The following is a 16,259-nucleotide window of genomic DNA, read 5'->3' as shown; positions in this document are numbered from 1 at the left end:
CCAGGAAGCGTTGACCAATGCGCGCAAGCACGCACCCGGCGCACGGGTGAACGTCCACATAGGACACTGTGACGGCGAACTGAGCGCCACCGTCGAGAATGGACGGCCGACCCGCCCGACACTGAGCCTGCCGAGCGCGCGACACGGACTCGTCGGGCTGCGCGAGCGGGCCGAACTGCTCGAAGGCGCCTTCGAACGACTGGGTCAGCCCTCAAACTAGTTCTCTTGACGGCGGGCATATTCGCCTCAGTCGCGGCGGCGGGCCCAGGTCGGCAACCAGACCTCAGCCGGAGCGGCCGGCCGTACTGCCTCGAGGTGGCGTCCGAGCGCGGCGAGCGTGGGGTGCGAGTTATCCGCCCGGTACACGAACGAATGCGGGTAGACCGGCGTCGGGCCGGTGACCGGGATGCGGCGCAAGTCGTGGGTGGCAGGCCAGATGTACCGGTCTCCGGTTCCCACCAGGGTTGCCAAGCCGGCGGAGTCGGCGATGGCGTCAAGCAGTGCCTCGGTGCCGAAGTTCGGGCCGATCGCGTCGATCCGCAGGTCGAACGCCTCGGCGAGTTGGTCATAGTAGGCGGCCCATTCGGTGCCCTGCTTGATGCCAGGGATCCAGATGCGATGCCCGGCGAGAGCGGCAGGCGTCAGGGACCGGGCGCCGGCGAACGGGTGGGCCGGCCCCGCCAGCAGCTGAACGGGATCGTCCAGGACACGGTGGGCGACGATGCCGGCGGGCAGATCGCCGGGCACGGCGCGAAAGGTCGCGTCGATCTCGCCGGCGCGGACAGCTTCGATCGCGGTTTCGACATTGGCGTCGGACAGGGTGACGACGTCCAGCTCGGTCCCCGGGTGAATCCGATAGAAACCCTGCAGCGCCACAGCCGGCGCGATGCGCCGGTTCAGGACGTCGACACGCAGCGCGCGCTCCCCCGGCCGAACCGAAACCGCGGCGCGTTCGGCCACGCGAAGCAGCTCGCGGGCGTGCGGGAGGAAGGCCTGCCCGTCCAGGGTGAGCCGGACGCCGCGGGCTGTTCGCTCGAAGAGCGAGACGCCGAGACCGCGTTCGAGGTTGGCCACGCGCTTGGAAACGGCCTGTTGCGTGATCTCCAGATCGATAGCGGCTTCCTGAAACTGCCCCGCGTCAGCGACGGCGACAAACGTACGCACGGCCTCGATATCCACCCGAGAATTCTACCGGCGCACAACCAATGGTTGTGGCTCGCCCGGGTTTCCGTTGTTGGATCCCAGGTATCCCATCCTGTTTAACTCCTCGCCGTCAACGACCGGTTGTAACGGAAGGGGAAGCATGGCGCGGCAGGACTTGGGGCGCTCGTTCGGGTGGTTGTGGTCGGCGTTCACCGCCAGCACCGTGGGCACCTGGCTGGGGTTCGGGGCGTTCCCGCTGATCGCGATCCAGGTGCTCGGCGTCGGCCCGGGCGCGGTCTCCGCGCTCGCCGCCGCCGGGCTCGCGGTGGGCGCGGTACTGGCACTGCTGCTGGGTCCCTGGGTCGAGCGGCAGCACAAAAAGCCGATCATGATCGCCGCGGACGTCCTCCGGTTCGCCGCTCTGCTGAGCATTCCGGTCACCTACGCCGCCGGGCTGCTGACCTACTCCCAGCTGCTCGTCGTCTCCGTGGTCAGCGCGGCCGCGAACATCGCGTTCACCGCCGCCAGTGGCGCTTACCTCAAGTCGATCGTGCGGCCCGACCAGCTCCTGGTCGCCAACGGGCGCTTCGAGTCGACCACCTGGACCGCCACCGCCGTGGGTCCAACCCTGGGTGGTGCGGCCATCAGCCTGCTGGGCCCGGCGGTCACCGTGATCGCCAACGCCGCCGGGTTCCTGCTGTCCGCGCTGGCGATCAGCCCGATCCGGGAACGCGATCCGAGACCAGCACGGGAAACTGCGACTCGGCTACGCCCCACGGCCCTGTGGGACGGGTGGCGATTCATCCTCGCCGACCGCGAACTGCGGCCGCTGTTCCTGAACACCGTGTGCGTCAACGCGCTCATCATGGCGGCCGAGCCGTTGCTGGCCGTGCTGCTCCTGCATGACCTGGACTGGGCGGCGTGGCAGTACGGGCTCGCGTTCGGCCTGCCCTGCATCGGCGGGTTCCTCGGGGCCCAGCTCGCCCCGCGCCTGCAAGCCCGCTATGGGCGCCGGCGCGTGCTGCTGGTCTCCGGTGTGCTGCGCGCGCTCTGGCCGATCGGCCTGTTCTTCGTCATGCCCGGCGCTGCCGGAGTGGTCATCGTGATCGCGATAGAGCTGATGCTGATCACGTGCATGGGCGTGTTCAACCCATTGTTCGCGACCGAGCGTCTCGAGCGGGTGCCCGTCGAGCGGGTCGGCCGGGTGCTGGTCGCCTGGAACGTGACCAGCACCGGCGCGATCGCGGCGCTGACCGCGCTCTGGGGCGTTCTAGCCACCTTCACCGGTGTGCGCGTCGCGATCGGTATCGCCGGCGTGCTGCTCCTGGCGACCCCGTTCCTGCTCCCGCGCCGCACCAGTACGCGGCCGCTGACAGGCGCTGTCAGCGGATGAGTTGGCGCTTGCCCGACGGGACGGACGAGGCGCGGTCCCGTGCTCCGCTTCGTCGTGGCGGTGGATCTCGATCAACTCCTTGCGGTACCGGTGATCCGCTGAGGGCAGTTCGTCGCGCACTTGAGCGCCGTTGTCCCACCACTGCGTCAGACCGCGCCCCAGCTCCTGACCGGCGCGTGTGTGCACGCAGTGGGCGTAGTCCGGGACCTCGACCAACGCTTCTCCGAGAGCGACCTTCGTGGCGACCCAATCGGCGTGCTCGGAACTGGTGCGGTCCTTGGGCGCGGAAGCGAGCAGACGCACGGCGTGACACGCCATCATCCAGTCCCCACCCTGGGTGGCATTGAAGTTGCGGTGGAGCACGTCGATCAGCACCGGCCCGAGGGGCAGGCCCATCCCCACGTCTTCGACCGCGATGAGCCGCAGGCGCCGCCACAGGTGCTGAGCGACATCCGTCGAGGTTGTGAACATCTCGTAGGCGGCGAGCACGGCGTTGTCGATGCGACTGCGCCTGATCTCCTTCTGGAGGACAGCGACGAGATCGTCCACCGGAATGCCGTGGGGCGAAACGATTTGTGAGTAAGGATCCTCGGCGAAGTGCCCGGGACCGTAGAGACGTGGCATGAGTTGCCGCTCCTTCCGCGTGACGACAGCAGACGTGGCTCGTGAGTGGCAACAAGTGTTCTAACACTCGTAAACACTCACGACCCCCACGCGCGCTGACCGCTGGAACGTTCGTCGACAGATGAAGCTGGAACCGGGGGCTACTTCTGTGTTGGCCGGTCTGGATGGGCCAGTTCGATGCCGACTTTCCCGCCGACGCGCATTGACATGGTGCGAGTGGGCTCCACGGTGAAGCCGGCTGCGGCGATCCGCCGTGCGACGCCGTCGCCGACGTTGTCGCGGATCAGTTCAGACGTCCGATTTCGGTGTCCGTGGCCGTGCTCATCGAACACAGCGTCGGCTAAGACCAGCAGGCCGTCGGGACGGAGCACGCGGCGCACCTCGGCGAGCAGTTCGTCCTTCGACGCGCTGTCCAGGTGGTGCAGCATCAGGCTGGAGAAGACGCGGTCGAACGAGCCGTCGGGGTAAGGCAGTTCCTGGGCGAACCCACGGTCCAGCCGCACGGTGACGCCGGCCCGCCGGGCCTTGCGCCGGGCGCGAACCAGCGCCTTCGGGTCGGGGTCCAGCCCGAAGAACTCGACCTTGGGGTGCTGTTTGCCGGTCGCTCGCAGCAGGTTCCCGGTGCCACAGCCGACGTCGAGCACCTGGTGCCCGTCCCGCAGCCCGGCGAGCGTGATCATCTGCTGGTGGATCGGGCGCAGCCCGAACACGTGGTGCGCCACGTCGTAGAGCGGCAGTAGGTAGTGCTTGCCCATACCCGGGATGTAGTCCCGCTCGGTGGGCGACTGAGACGTTTTTTCGGTCATGCCACCATTCTGATCGCTACTGAAGCTGCGGGTCTGTACCGATCCGCGGTTCCAGTGGGACGATTCGACGGTGCGAACCGTACGGACAGCGGCGGGCCGGGACCGGCCGGCGACCTACTCGATGGTGCCGGCACCCGGTGAGCTGCCGGTGGCGACCTGGCGGCTGGAACAACACGGCTGGGACACCAACGGCTCGTTCGAGGAGCACGCGCACGACTTCCCCGGCCTGGCGTACTTCCAGAGCACCGGCGGACGGCTGCGCACCGGCCGACAGACCTGGCCGATCGAGGTGGGCGACCTGTTCGTGGTCGCGCCGGGCGATGTGATGGGCCACATGAACGCCGGCGACCTGGCGGGCGTCCAGGGCTCGGGTGTTTTCTTCACCGCCGACGCACTCGGCCCGGACGTCCCCGGCGCCCACCTGGCCTGGCGTACCCACCCGCTGCTGTTCCCGTTCGTCCGCGGCGGAGCGATCGGCGCGCTGCGGCTGCGGGTGCCGAAACCGGACCGTCCCGAGTGGACCGCCCGGCTCCAGGCCCTGCACGACGAACTGGCGCAACGCCGTGACGGCTACCGAGAGGCCGCGCTGGCACACCTGGTCCTGCTGCTGGTCGGGGTTTCCCGGCTGGCCGCCGACGTGGTGGGCGACCTGCGCGAGAATCGCGAACCGCTGCTCGCCGAGGTGTTCGAGGTCATCGAACAGCAGTACCCACAACCACTGTCACTGCGCGACGTCGCCGCCGCGGTCAACATCTCCCCAGGCCACCTGACCTCGAGGGTCCGCCAGCGCACCGGCCGCACTGTGCAAGAGTGGATCATCGAGCGCCGCATGGTCCAGGCCCGCCGCCTGCTCGCCGCCACCGAACTGCCAATCAGCGCCGTAGGCAGGGAAGTGGGCTTCCCCGACGCCAGCTACTTCGCCCGCACCTTCGGCAAAGTGCACGGGATGAGCCCCGCGCAGTGGCGGCGAGCCGGCACCGACACCACAACAAGTCGACACAACCAGAATTTTGGCTACCGGCGGCGGTGATGAACGCTTTGAGCTTGGCCTGACAGAGTTCTTCGTGTCTGACCAACTCAGCTCGGTTTGCGGCGCTACGTATCGAGTCATTGGGTTCGAACGTTACGGCGATCAAGCTGCCACGCCCGCCATGCGGAGCCGTCGGCTACAGCGCCTCGATGGCGTCGATCAGCCGCTCCGGATCACCCGGTAGACCGTCTCTGACTTCGGTGCGGGGCGGGGCGCGTTATGCCAGCCGATCTCGTCAGCTCGCCGGCCAATGGCGGCTTTTACCTCAGCCAGGTCGGTATCGTCCTCGAAGAACGCAATCGACAGACCATTACCTGTGGCTTGGTCGACCAGGTGGTAGGTGTTGAGGACGCCAGGTACGGACTTCGCCGCGTCGATCACCCACTGACGGTCGTCATCGGGCATGGGCTCCCACACCGCCACTCGTGCGATCACGGTCACCACCTCCACAACGTGAGTCGAACAACCAGAAGCAGGCGTTACCGAGTCTCAAGGGTTCAAACGCGCTGCAACTGACGAGTCGCCAGCAACACGACGATCCCGCCGACCACGAACCAGATGACTAGGTTCCCACCATCGATGATCGTGGTGTTCCGAACGCGCTCTTCTGCCGCGAAGCGGCACGGCCAGGCTGCCACCCCGGGTTGGCACAAGCCGACTTCCTGTCGGACCCCAATGACATGCTGAGTCGCTGTGGACACCCAACAGTTCTGGACGTTGATCGAGGACGCCCGAGGCAAACTCTCCGATTCTGCGGACGGTGAGGCGGTTGTCAGCCGCGCCAGCATCTTGCTCGCAGCCCAACCTCGTGAGGAGATCGTCGGTGCCCAGCAGGTTTTGTGGGACCTGATGGCCGCCTCCTACCGGAATCCGCTGTGGGCTGCCGCCTACGTGATCAACGGTGGATGTTCCGACGACGGCTTTGACTACTTTCGCGGCTGGCTGGTCGTCCAAGGGCGCGAAGTGTTCGAGCGCATTGTGGCTGATCCTGACGCGCTTGCCGATCTGCCGGTCATCCGTGCTGCGGCGGCAGACGGAGACGAGCTGGAGTGTGAAGAAGCGCTGAGCATTGTGTGCAGCGCGCACATGACGGCGACCGGCGAGCAACTTCCCGCGGACACATTCACCATTCGGTACCCGGAATTGGACGTATGGGATTTCGACTTCGACGATCAAACCGAGATGGAGCGTCGGCTGCCTCGCTTGGCTGCGCTCTACATGGACTGATACAACCGAGACGTCCGCTCGTAGGCCCTTCGCGGTCAGGGGATGAACAGGAGACTCCTCCGGATTGGGTCACGGATCCAAGACATATGACGAGCCAGGCGACGGTCGCCACCGCGGCGCGCAGTCGCGCCGCGGTGGCGACGACCAGGATCGCCGAGGGACGGTCAGGCGCAGCAGCCGGCGGGCTGGGAGTCCTTGTCCACCTCGCCGGTCTCGGCGTCGGGGGTGCAACAGGCGGCGGCGGTGACTGTGGCCGGGCTGTCCTTGCCGAACGACGCGGAGTCGTCCTTGACCGTGTAGACCTCCCATGGCTCCTGACCGGGGCCATGCACCCACACCTTGTCCTGCAGGGCATAGCAGCAGGTGGTGCCGTTCTCGACCAGGGTTTCCATGCCCTCACCGGTGAGCCGCGTCGATGTCGCGTCGACCTGCTCGGTGGTGTCGACCTCGACGCCGAGGTGGTCCATCACGGTCGCTTGGCCCGGTTCGCCTTCGAGCAGGACCAGCTTGAGGGCGGGCTCGGTGATCGCGAAGTTCGCGTAGCCGGGGCGGCGCTTGGCCGGTTCGGTGTCGAACAGCTTCGAGTAGAAGTCGATCGAGCCTTCGAGGTCGCCGACGCGGAGAGCTAGTTGGACGCGAGACATGGACAAACCCCTTGGATAGATGTTCATCAAAACAAGACTCGACTTAGATTGCCGTCTAGATAGAAGTCTGTCAACATAGACGCATGTCGAAGCAACTGCCGATCGTGGCGATGGACGCCTGCTGCTCCCCGCTGGCCCGCGAACCCCTGTCCGAGCCGCAGGCCGTCGAGCTGGCGAAGGTGTTCAAGGCCATCTCCGACCCGATCCGGTTGCGACTGCTCTCGCTGATCGCCTCCCATGAGGGCGGCGAAGCGTGTGTCTGCGATCTGACCGACGCCTTCGACGTCACCGGCCCCACGATCTCCCATCACCTCAAGGTTTTGCGTGAGTCCGGCCTGATCGACGGCGAACGTCGTGGGACCTGGGTCTACTACCGTGTCCACCCGGAAGTCCTCGCGCGCCTGTCCGCCGTGCTGGTGCCGGCAGACCCGGCGACGGCGCTGGTATGAGCGTCACCGAGGAACCCGCCACGGCCGGTGTCGTCGGCAAACTCTCGACGCTGGACCGGTTTCTGCCGGTCTGGATCGCCGCGGCGATGGTCGTCGGCTTGTTCGGCGGCCGGGTCATTCCCGGCCTGAACACCGCGCTGAACGCGGTCTCGATCGATGGGATCTCCCTGCCGATCGCGATCGGATTGCTGGTCATGATGTACCCGGTCCTGGCGAAGGTCCGCTACGACCGCCTCGACTCCGTCACCGGGGACCGCACACTCCTGTGGAGTTCGCTGGTCCTGAACTGGATCGTCGGCCCAGCACTGATGTTCGCGCTCGCGTGGCTGCTGCTGCCGGACCTGCCCGAGTACCGGACCGGGCTGATCATCGTCGGGCTGGCGCGCTGCATCGCGATGGTCATCATCTGGAACGACCTCGCCTGCGGTGATCGCGAAGCCGCCGCCGTGCTGGTCGCGCTGAACTCGGTGTTCCAGGTCGTCATGTTCGGCGTGCTCGGCTGGTTCTACCTGTCGGTACTGCCCGGCTGGCTCGGTCTCGCCCAGGCCGACCTGGCGGTGTCGGGCTGGCAAATCGCGAAGAGCGTGCTCATCTTCCTGGGAATCCCTTTGGTGGCAGGGTTTCTGACCCGCCGCTTCGGGGAGAACGCCAAGGGCCGTGAGTGGTACGAGGCGAAGTTCCTGCCCAAGATCGGTCCCGCCGCGCTCTACGGCCTGCTGTTCACGATCGTGATTCTCTTTGCCCTGCAAGGGGATCAGATCACCAGCCGCCCGGTCGACGTGGTCCGTATCGCGGTGCCGCTGCTGGTGTACTTCGCGATCATGTGGGGCGGCGGCTATGCCTTCGGCAAGGCCGCCGGCCTCAACTACGAGCGCACGACGACGCTCGCGTTCACCGCGGCGGGCAACAACTTCGAGCTCGCCATCGCCGTCGCGATCGCGACCTTCGGCGCCACCAGCGGCCAGGCTCTCGCCGGTGTCGTCGGCCCGCTCATCGAAGTCCCGGTGCTGGTCGGCCTGGTGTACGTCTCGCTCGCCTTGCGCCGCCGCTTCACCTCCACCACCGATTTGTGAACGAAGGAGCCACCGTGTCCGACCTGCCCGAGGTGCTGTTCGTCTGCGTGCACAACGCCGGCCGCTCCCAGATGGCCGCCGCCCTGCTCAACCACCATGGCCGAGGCCGGGTCGTGGTGCGATCGGCCGGATCCGCCCCCGCCGACTCGATCAACCCCGCCGTCGTCGCCGCGATGAACGAGGTCGGGCTCGACCTGGCCCAGGAGTTCCCCAAGCCGCTGACCACCGAAGCCGTCCAGGCCTCCGACGTGGTGATCACGATGGGCTGCGGCGACGCCTGCCCGATCTTCCCCGGCAAGCGGTACCTCGACTGGCAGCTCGACGACCCGGCAGGCCAAGGGATCGACGCCGTACGCCCGATCCGGGACGAGATCGATCGCCGTGTCCGGGCGCTGCTTGCGGAACTGGTGCCCGTCGCAAACTGACAGACGGCTTCAACGTCTTCCCGAGAACCCTTTCATCGTTTATCGTCGATGGACGATGAAAGAGGTCTCTCGTGCTCGATCGTGAACTCGCCACGACCTACGCCGAGTGGTTCCGCGCCCTGGCCGACCCCACCCGGGTCCAGATCCTCAACCTGCTCGCCGAATCCGGCGACCCGATGACCGTCGGCGAGATCGTCGAACAGGTCGCCGTCGGGCAGTCGACGGTGTCGGCGCATCTGAAGATCCTCACCGACGCTCGCTTCGTGCTGGTGGAGCCGCGCGGAACTGCCCGCCTCTACCAGGTCAATCAACGCTGCGTCAGCTGTTTCCCGTCGGCCGCCGACGTGATCATGGGCCGTCCCGTCGCCGCGTTCGACACGGTCGCCGCCGACTGCGCGGCTCCGCTGAGCGAGGAGACGTCGTGACCGAGCCGGACGCCACCGAGCAGGTAGAACTGGTGCGGCAGCGGTATGCCGCCGCAGCCAACGGCATCAGCGCGGGGCGGGGAACCGGCCTCACGAGCAGTCCCAAGGACGGCGACCGGTTCGGTGCCGCCCACTATGAACCCGACGCCGATCTGCCCGGTCGTGCCGTCGCGGCAAGTCTCGGCTGCGGCAACCCCGTCGAGGTCGCCGACCTCCGTCCCGGCGAGACCGTGCTGGACCTCGGCTCCGGCGGCGGCCTCGATGTCCTGCTCTCCGCCCGCCGCGTCGGTCCCACCGGCACCGCCATCGGGCTGGACATGACCGCCGAGATGCTCGGCCTCGCCCGCGGCCACGCCACCGAAGCAGCCGCCACCAACGTCGAGTTCCTCGCCGGCCGGATCGAGGACATCCCGCTGCCTGACGACTCGGTGGACGTGGTGATCTCCAACTGCGTCATCGCGCTGTCGGTCGACAAGGCCGCGGTGTTCGCCGAGATCGCGCGTGTCCTGAGACCAGGTGGCCGGATCGGGATCACCGACATCCTCACCGACGCCGACCGTGCCCAGCGCGCGGGGAAGGTCGAATGCCTCGCCGGAGCACTCACCCAGGCCGACTACCGATCCTTACTGATCGCGGCCGGGTTTGCCGACGTGGAGATCCACCCGGCCCATACGGCCGGGGACCAGTTGCTCTCCGCGATCGTCCGTGCGGTCAAACCCGTTGTCCGGCAACGGGATCCGGGCTTCCAGGTGGTTCCGATGGCCACGGCACACGGTCCGGAGGTGCTGGCGATCTACCAGGCCGGGCTCGATGACGGCGACGCCAGCTTCGAGACCTCCGCCCCGGCATGGGGCGTATGGAACGCCTCCCACCTCGCCGAGCACCGCTTCGTCGCCGTCGACCGGGAAGGGTGTGTGCTGGGCTGGGTCGCGGCGTCGCCGGTCTCCTCGCGGTGCGTCTACGCCGGAGTGGTGGAACACAGCGTCTACGTCGCTCCCTCGGCCCGAGGTCGCGGCGTCGGCCTGGCACTACTGCGGGCGCTGATCGACTCGACCGAGACCGCCGGGGTGTGGACCATCCAGAGCGGGGTGTTCCCGGAGAACACCGCCAGTCTCGCACTGCACGAGCGAGCCGGATTCCGCCAGATCGGCGTCCGTGAACGCATCGGCTCGCACCACGGCCGGTGGCGCGACGTCGTCACGATCGAACGCCGCAGCCCCATGTGACCAGGTGGGGTCGTGAGTGGCAACAAGTGTTCTAACACTCGTAAACACTCACGACCGGACGCCGACAAGGCCGCCACTTCCGCCGAGCCGGCGTTCAGGACCGTGATGGCCACGACCGAGAACGCTCCGAACCCGAGCCCGGTCCCGTAGGCGCTGACCGCGTAGGCGGCCCACAACCATCCGAACGTCCGGCCCAAGCTCGCCCTCCGCCACCTGATCGGCACTCGCTTCGCTCCTCTTCACACCTCGTGGGACAACGCGCTGTTGCCAGGGAGATGGAAGCGGATCGACGGATGCCGACACCAACAACAGATCGAGCGGCGTGTCACAACTCGTCGTTGTGGGAGTAGGTTTCGCCTCGTGGATCTCGATGCGGTTCGTACCTTCGTGACCGTCGCCGAGACCGGCCAGTTCCAAGCCGCTGCCGACGATTTGGAAATCACCCAGCAGGGAGCGTCGAGACGAGTAGCGAGCCTGGAGCGAGAGCTCGGCGTACAGCTCTTCGCGCGGATCGCCAGGGGTGTCCGGCTTACCGTCGACGGGCAAGCACTGCTACCCCATGCACGCGAACTCCTCCGCGCCGCCGAACGCGTCACAGCGGCCGTGACGCCAGGGCGCAGGGCTCTTCGGATCGACGTCGTCAGCCGCAGGATCGCACCCGCCGGCATCCTTCACGCCTTCTACCAGCAGCACTCCGGCATCGAGCTTGATGTCGTCGCCCTGACCAACGCTGACGCCGCGTCGGCGCTGGCCGAGGTCAGTGCCGGCACCCTTGACGCCACCTTCAGGTCCCTCCGAGCCTCCGCCCGCAACGTCCCGCGCGAACTCCGATCAGCGCGCGTCATCGACGAACGACACGAGCTGCTGGTTGGCCCGCGGCACCCGTTGGCCAACGCCAAAGCGGTGACGCCGGCCGAACTCGTCCATCACCCGATCTGGATGCCCGGCATGTCCGACACCGAGCCGATCGGCTACTACGACGATCTGGCGAAGGCGTTCGGACTCACCATCGACACGATCGGGCCGATGTTCGGCATCGAAGCGCTCCTCGCCGAAATCGCGGACTCAACCCAGCTCGCCAACTTGGTCGGCGAAGGCTCGCGCTACCTCTGGCCGGAAAGCTACGACCTCCGCCGCATCCCCGTGGTCGACCCAACCCCGGTCTACCCGCTGTCCGTGATCTGGCGAGCCGACAATCCCCACCCCGTCCTCGCAAACTTCCTCGAATACCTCCACCACAGGTACCAGGCGACAGCCGGCGACGACGTATGGACCCCGGACTGGGCACGCTGAGACCCGGACAAGCCCAGCACACCTGTCACCTCAAACTACCTGCGGAGACGACGAGTTCGACACAACATCAGGGGAAGACTGTCCAAGATGGACGATCGGCGTATCGAAACACCTCCGGAATCGATGGATCCGGACTGGCGGCAGCAGGCCGCACCCGAAGCGTGACGGTGAGCCAGCTCCACGACAGCGGCGCGAACGAAAACGTCCCCCCGGCGCCGGCGGTGAGGTCTACGCGATGGGCTGCGCCGCGTTCAAGGCCGGCTTCCTCGCGCCCGGCTACAGTGACCCGATGACCGCGGGCCACGGTGATTCCGGCCCCCTGGAACAGATCCCGGTCTTCGACCTCGACAAGCCCTTGTACCGCGGGCCAGCCTGCTAAGGAGCGTCTCGCCCGGGCCGCGAGTTCCTCAGTCATCGGCCAGGACGCGATAGGTGAGGTGCTGCGCGCACGACGTCATCTCGGACTCGAGCAGCTCGAGCCGCACCTTCGAATCCCCCGGGAAGAGCGGGGTGCCGCCGCCGAGGATGAGGGGTGCCAAATGGATGGTCAGCACGTCGACTAGACCGGCCCGCAGGAACTCGTAGCACGCGCTCCCGCCACCCATGATCACCACGTCCTTCCCGCCCGCGGCGGCCTTCGCCTGGCGGACGGCGCTCGCCGGGCCGTCCGTCACGAAGCGGAAGCGGTCGGCGAGCCGGACCTTCCCTGGCGCCTCGTGCGTCAGCACGAACACCGGCGGTGCCGCCGACTGGTCCTGGTGCGCGCCGTACCCCATCTCGTCCGACCAGCCGTTCGGGCCGTCGACGACGTCGAATGTCCGTCTGCCCATGATCACCGCGCCGCTCCGCTTGAACGTCGTGGCCAGGATCGCCTCCTCGCGGCGTCTTGCTGAACACCCACGCGTGCAGCGCATCGCCATCCACGCCGAGACCGTGCTCGATGTCCGCGCCGGGCGCGGTCACGTACCCGTCGAGCGACATCGTGATGTCCACGATCACCCGCCCCGGCCGCAGCACCTCCGCCAGCCGTTCCATCGAGTCGCGCACGCCGTTCTCCATGCCGGTCGCGACCATCTCGTCGCGCTCCTCGACCGAAGTGAACACGCTGCGCATCCTCAGCCGGGTCCGGCCGTCGACGTCCTCGAACCGCGCCGTCTCGAGGCTGACCCGCTCGGGCGTGCCTCGTACTCGAAGGTCTGCACGATCAGCTTGTCCGGCACGACCGCGTGGAACACGCCGCGGAACCGAAACTCGCCCTCTCTGCTGCGGTGCACGTAGCGGTAGCTGCCGCCGGGCCGCGCGTCGTGCTCGAGGACCTCCATCTCCATGCCGCGCGGGCCGAGCCAGCGCACCAGCAGCTCCGGGTCGGTGTACGCGCGGAACACCAGCTCCGGCGAGGCGTCGAACTCGCGCACGACGTCGACGTAGGGGGTGCCGGGCTGGGCGGTGATCGTCGTCGGGTTCATCTCTGCTGCTCCTTCAAGGTGTCGAGGATGTCGTCGAGGCGCCGGTACTGCGCCTCGACCGCCAATCTGTAGGTGTCGATCCAGCTCGTCAGCGCCTCGAGCGCCGCGGGGTCGAGGCGGCACGGCCGCCGCTGGCCGTCCCGGCTCCTGGTGATCAACCCGGCCGCCTCCAGCACCTGGATGTGCCGCGACACGGCCTGTTTGGTGATCGGGAAAGGCTCGGCGAGCTCGTTGACCGTCGCCTCGCCCCGCGACAGCCGCGCGACCATGGCACGCCGCACCGGGTCGCGCATCAGTTGGGTTTCACCGCTGGATACCGTCGTGAGACGGCCGGTGCGGGTCGGCGTGTATGTGTGTGCGCATCCCTTGCGGGTCGAACAGGATGAGAAGTTCGACAACGCCGCCGTCGGCGCTGCCCAGCCAGTGCGGCAAGGACGTGTCGAACTCGGCCGCCTCACCGGGCGGCAAGGTCAGGTCGCGCTCGCCGAGGACCAGCCGCAGGTGTCCGTTGAGCACGTAGAGCCATTCGAAGCCGTCGTGGGTCTGCGGGGTCGGTTCGAGCGGTTCCGGCGAAGCGGGGATGAACATTTTGAACGCCTGTACTCCGCCGGGCCGGCGGGACAGTGGCACGAAAGTCATCCCGAACCGGTGGATCGGGGTGAGGTGGATGCGGGGGTCGCCGGTGCGCGGGGCGCCGACGAGGTCGTCCAACGGAACGTTGTAAGTACGGGCCAGGGGCAGCAGCAAGTCCAGGGTCGCCCGCCGCTGCCCGCTCTCCAGCCGCGACAGCGTGCTCTCGGATACGCCTGTTGTCGTCGCGAGGTCGGCGAGGGTGATGCCGCGGTGACGACGCAGCGCACGCAGCCGCGGCCCCACCGCGTCGAGCACTTCGTCCGTTTCGCGGTCCACGAGCCCACCTTGCCATAACCGCAAGATTTCGTGCCAGATCGGTGTGCGCCTGGGGAGACTGAGCGGGCACCGACGGAAGGAATCTTGATGAACACCACCAATGAGGTCACGTTCTGGGACGACGTGTACCTGTCTCGACCGGCGGCCACCGGCCCGCGGCCGAATACCCGCCTCACCGAAGTGGTTGCGAGCCTGTCGCCGGGCGATGCGCTGGACCTCGGATGCGGCGACGGCGGTGACACGCTGTGGCTCGCCGGCCAAGGGTGGCACGTCACCGCCGCCGACATCTCGGCCGTGGCGGTCGAGCGGCTCACGGCTCTCGCCCGCTCACACGGCATCGGTGACCGGGTGACCGCCGTGCGGTACGACCTGGGCAGGGCTTTCCCGCACGGCGAGTTCGACCTGATCTGTGCCCACTACCTGCACACGCCGTTCGACCTGGACAGAGCAACCGTCCTGCGCGCGGCCGCGCACGCGTTGCGCCCGGGCGGCCGGCTGCTGGTCGTCGACCACGGCTCGACCGCGCCGTGGTCGTGGAACCAGGACCCCGGCGCCCGGTACCCGAGCCCGCGGGAGGTCGCCGCGGACATCGACTTGGACGAGACGGCATGGACGGTCGAACGGGCCGACACACCCCGCAGGACCGCGACCGGACCGGACGGACGCACCGCCGAGGTCACCGACCACGTTCTGCTCCTCCGCCGCACCGCCTGACCAGGCGGTCAGTACCAGCCCCGCAACGCGAGGAGACCACCATGACCACCACCACGCGCCGCGGCCGGCGCCGCGACACCCCGCCGCCCCGGACCGGAAGCAACGAACCCGAGGTCCTGCGCGGCTTCCTCGACTACCTCCGCGCCTCGATCGCCGCGAAGGTCGACGGCGCGCCCGAACCACAGGTCCGAACAGCCGCGGTGCCGTCTGGCACGAACCTGCTCGGCCTGCTCAACCACCTGACCTTCGTCGAGCGCGCATTGTTCCTCGGAGACGACGTCACCGACTGGCAAGCGACGTTCCAGGCCGCACCAGCGGACAGCGTTGCCGACGTCGTCACCCGCTACCGCGAGACCGTCGAGCGTGCGAACGACGTGCTCGACGGGTGCACCGATCTCGGCGCACCCGTCCCTCGACCGCGGTCCGGCCGTCCCGCTCCCAGCATCCGCTGGGCACTCACCCACATGATCGAGGAGACCGGCCGCCACGCCGGCCACGCCGACATCCTCCGCGAACTGATCGACGGCGCGACCGGGCGCTGACCCCCATCACACGGACGCCATTCATGAATGGGTCGCCGCCGCATATCGCTCAGGTCATTTGCGGACACAAAACCATCGACACGACATGGGTACAAAGCCGGGGTGCCATAGGAATTCCCTATAGCACCTGCTGACATTTCGTCTTTGCCTCTCGTCCTTTTTCGGACGTACCGTGAAACGCGCTCGACGAGGTGCTCACCGCGATTTCTCCGAAGATTCGCGCTGCGCACGTCGATTCCTTTTCCGTCGAGCGGACGAATACGTAATCGAGAGGACCGGTGGCATGACCACGATCGGAAACGGATCGGGAACCCAAGAACTCGCGGGAAAGCGGGCACTGGTCACGGGTGGTTCTCGCGGAATCGGAGCGGCCGTCGTGCGCCAACTCCTGGACGCGGGCGCCGAGGTGCTCACGACCGCCAGGTCGGCGACGAGCACGGTGCCGGAGGGGGCCACCTTCGTGGAGGCCGACGTGCGGACACGGGCTGGAGCGGAGGCGCTCGCCGCGGCCGCGCAGGAGGTGCTTGGCGGGGTGGACCTCCTGGTCCACAACGTGGGTGGGGCGCGACCGCACAAGGACGCTTTGGCCATCCCTGACGAGGAGTGGCAGGACGCGCTGGACCTGAACTACCTGGCGTCGGTGCGGCTGGACTCGCTGCTGGTACCGGGGATGCGGGAACGGCGTTCGGGGAGGATCGTGCACGTCTCCTCGGCCGCGGTCCTCACCCCGGTAGGACCGTTCCTGCACTACGTGGCGGCGAAGGCGGCGCTGGAGTTCTACAGCCGGGGACTGGCCTTGGAGCTGGCCCCGTCCGGAATCCGGGTCAACACCGTGTCTCCTGGCAGAACCGCCACCCCCGGCGGCGAAGC

22 protein-coding genes and 1 pseudogene are annotated in these 16,259 nt (G+C 67.7%); 14 read left to right on the top strand and 9 right to left on the bottom strand.

Annotation, left to right across the window (positions count from 1 at the left end; all coding sequences use genetic code 11):
• Positions 1-220: ATP-binding protein (locus VGP60_RS29280; RefSeq protein ID WP_422653006.1), on the top strand; the 220-nt coding region annotated here is incomplete at its 5' end.
• Between the two features lie 26 nt (positions 221-246).
• On the opposite strand, the gene VGP60_RS29275 is transcribed toward VGP60_RS29280, so the two are convergent.
• Positions 247-1,179, bottom strand: a complete 933-nt coding sequence (locus tag VGP60_RS29275) for a LysR family transcriptional regulator (RefSeq protein WP_327551356.1) — start codon at positions 1,177-1,179, stop codon at positions 247-249.
• Between the two features lie 124 nt (positions 1,180-1,303).
• On the opposite strand from VGP60_RS29275, the gene VGP60_RS29270 reads away from it, so the two are divergent.
• Positions 1,304-2,536, top strand: coding sequence for an MFS transporter (locus VGP60_RS29270; RefSeq protein WP_327551355.1), 1,233 nt, complete (start codon positions 1,304-1,306; stop codon positions 2,534-2,536).
• A gap of 764 nt (positions 2,537-3,300) precedes the next feature.
• Here the strand turns inward: VGP60_RS29270 and VGP60_RS29265 are convergent.
• On the bottom strand, positions 3,301-3,966 hold the full coding sequence (locus VGP60_RS29265) for a class I SAM-dependent methyltransferase (RefSeq protein WP_327551354.1): 666 nt from the start codon (positions 3,964-3,966) through the stop codon (positions 3,301-3,303).
• 70 nt (positions 3,967-4,036) lie between these two features.
• Between VGP60_RS29265 and VGP60_RS29260 the strand changes: the two genes are divergently transcribed.
• Positions 4,037-4,996: an AraC family transcriptional regulator gene (locus VGP60_RS29260; RefSeq protein ID WP_327551353.1), complete on the top strand. Its 960-nt coding sequence runs from the start codon at positions 4,037-4,039 to the stop codon at positions 4,994-4,996.
• A gap of 159 nt (positions 4,997-5,155) precedes the next feature.
• Here VGP60_RS29260 and VGP60_RS29255 read toward each other — a convergent pair whose 3' ends face one another.
• The gene (locus VGP60_RS29255) at positions 5,156-5,440 is read right to left on the bottom strand and encodes a hypothetical protein (protein WP_327551352.1); all 285 of its coding nucleotides are present in this window, start codon (positions 5,438-5,440) and stop codon (positions 5,156-5,158) included.
• Positions 5,441-5,689: 249 nt separating this feature from the next.
• On the opposite strand from VGP60_RS29255, the gene VGP60_RS29250 reads away from it, so the two are divergent.
• Positions 5,690-6,223: a DUF4240 domain-containing protein gene (locus VGP60_RS29250; RefSeq protein ID WP_327551351.1), complete on the top strand. Its 534-nt coding sequence runs from the start codon at positions 5,690-5,692 to the stop codon at positions 6,221-6,223.
• Positions 6,224-6,387: 164 nt separating this feature from the next.
• On the opposite strand, the gene VGP60_RS29245 is transcribed toward VGP60_RS29250, so the two are convergent.
• The gene (locus VGP60_RS29245) at positions 6,388-6,867 is read right to left on the bottom strand and encodes an ArsI/CadI family heavy metal resistance metalloenzyme (protein ID WP_327551350.1); all 480 of its coding nucleotides are present in this window, start codon (positions 6,865-6,867) and stop codon (positions 6,388-6,390) included.
• Between the two features lie 83 nt (positions 6,868-6,950).
• Here VGP60_RS29245 and VGP60_RS29240 point away from each other — a divergent pair, with 83 nt between their 5' ends.
• The 5 genes from VGP60_RS29240 (at position 6,951) to VGP60_RS29220 (ending at position 10,465) form a co-directional block, all read left to right on the top strand.
• On the top strand, positions 6,951-7,316 hold the full coding sequence (locus VGP60_RS29240; RefSeq protein ID WP_327551349.1) for a metalloregulator ArsR/SmtB family transcription factor: 366 nt from the start codon (positions 6,951-6,953) through the stop codon (positions 7,314-7,316).
• A complete protein-coding gene (arsB, locus tag VGP60_RS29235) occupies positions 7,313-8,389 on the top strand; it encodes an ACR3 family arsenite efflux transporter (protein ID WP_327551348.1) in 1,077 nt (358 codons plus the stop codon). Before VGP60_RS29240 ends, arsB begins: the two co-directional genes overlap by 4 nt.
• A 14-nt stretch (positions 8,390-8,403) precedes the next feature.
• Positions 8,404-8,814: an arsenate reductase ArsC gene (locus tag VGP60_RS29230; RefSeq protein ID WP_327551347.1), complete on the top strand. Its 411-nt coding sequence runs from the start codon at positions 8,404-8,406 to the stop codon at positions 8,812-8,814.
• A gap of 71 nt (positions 8,815-8,885) precedes the next feature.
• Positions 8,886-9,239, top strand: a complete 354-nt coding sequence (locus VGP60_RS29225; RefSeq protein ID WP_327551346.1) for a metalloregulator ArsR/SmtB family transcription factor — start codon at positions 8,886-8,888, stop codon at positions 9,237-9,239.
• Entirely contained in the window at positions 9,236-10,465 is a 1,230-nt protein-coding gene (locus tag VGP60_RS29220; RefSeq protein WP_327551345.1) for a GNAT family N-acetyltransferase, read from the top strand. The genes VGP60_RS29225 and VGP60_RS29220 overlap by 4 nt, the downstream gene beginning before the upstream one ends.
• A 53-nt stretch (positions 10,466-10,518) precedes the next feature.
• Here VGP60_RS29220 and VGP60_RS29215 read toward each other — a convergent pair.
• Positions 10,519-10,689: pseudogene (locus VGP60_RS29215) on the bottom strand (MFS transporter); the annotation flags it as partial.
• A gap of 136 nt (positions 10,690-10,825) precedes the next feature.
• On the opposite strand from VGP60_RS29215, the gene VGP60_RS29210 reads away from it, so the two are divergent.
• Entirely contained in the window at positions 10,826-11,758 is a 933-nt protein-coding gene (locus tag VGP60_RS29210; RefSeq protein ID WP_327551344.1) for a LysR family transcriptional regulator, read from the top strand.
• 235 nt (positions 11,759-11,993) lie between these two features.
• The gene (locus VGP60_RS29205; protein ID WP_327551343.1) at positions 11,994-12,137 is read left to right on the top strand and encodes a hypothetical protein; all 144 of its coding nucleotides are present in this window, start codon (positions 11,994-11,996) and stop codon (positions 12,135-12,137) included.
• Positions 12,138-12,165: 28 nt separating this feature from the next.
• Here VGP60_RS29205 and VGP60_RS29200 read toward each other — a convergent pair whose 3' ends face one another.
• The 4 genes from VGP60_RS29200 to VGP60_RS29185 form a co-directional block, all read right to left on the bottom strand.
• The gene (locus tag VGP60_RS29200; protein ID WP_327551342.1) at positions 12,166-12,588 is read right to left on the bottom strand and encodes a dihydrofolate reductase family protein; all 423 of its coding nucleotides are present in this window, start codon (positions 12,586-12,588) and stop codon (positions 12,166-12,168) included.
• Positions 12,589-12,873: 285 nt separating this feature from the next.
• Complete coding sequence (locus VGP60_RS29195; protein WP_327551341.1) at positions 12,874-13,224, bottom strand: SRPBCC domain-containing protein; 351 nt, start codon at positions 13,222-13,224, stop codon at positions 12,874-12,876.
• Positions 13,221-13,517 carry a metalloregulator ArsR/SmtB family transcription factor gene (locus VGP60_RS29190; protein ID WP_327551340.1) on the bottom strand — a complete coding sequence of 99 codons (297 nt, stop codon included), beginning with the start codon at positions 13,515-13,517 and terminating at the stop codon, positions 13,221-13,223. The genes VGP60_RS29195 and VGP60_RS29190 overlap by 4 nt, the downstream gene beginning before the upstream one ends.
• A gap of 10 nt (positions 13,518-13,527) precedes the next feature.
• Complete coding sequence (locus VGP60_RS29185; RefSeq protein ID WP_327551339.1) at positions 13,528-14,133, bottom strand: XRE family transcriptional regulator; 606 nt, start codon at positions 14,131-14,133, stop codon at positions 13,528-13,530.
• An 87-nt stretch (positions 14,134-14,220) separates the two neighbouring features.
• Here VGP60_RS29185 and VGP60_RS29180 point away from each other — a divergent pair, with 87 nt between their 5' ends.
• The 3 genes from VGP60_RS29180 to VGP60_RS29170 all read left to right on the top strand — a co-directional run.
• Entirely contained in the window at positions 14,221-14,847 is a 627-nt protein-coding gene (locus VGP60_RS29180; protein ID WP_327551338.1) for a class I SAM-dependent methyltransferase, read from the top strand.
• A 41-nt stretch (positions 14,848-14,888) separates the two neighbouring features.
• Positions 14,889-15,389: a DinB family protein gene (locus VGP60_RS29175; protein WP_327551337.1), complete on the top strand. Its 501-nt coding sequence runs from the start codon at positions 14,889-14,891 to the stop codon at positions 15,387-15,389.
• 283 nt (positions 15,390-15,672) lie between these two features.
• The coding region (locus VGP60_RS29170) for an oxidoreductase (protein ID WP_327551336.1) at positions 15,673-16,259 on the top strand (587 nt) is incomplete at its 3' end.

The organism is Amycolatopsis sp., assembly GCF_036008905.1.
GTDB lineage: Bacteria > Actinomycetota > Actinomycetes > Mycobacteriales > Pseudonocardiaceae > Amycolatopsis.
The sequence above is the reverse complement of the archived record's forward strand: the minus strand, read 5'-3'. Positions and strand labels throughout refer to the sequence as shown.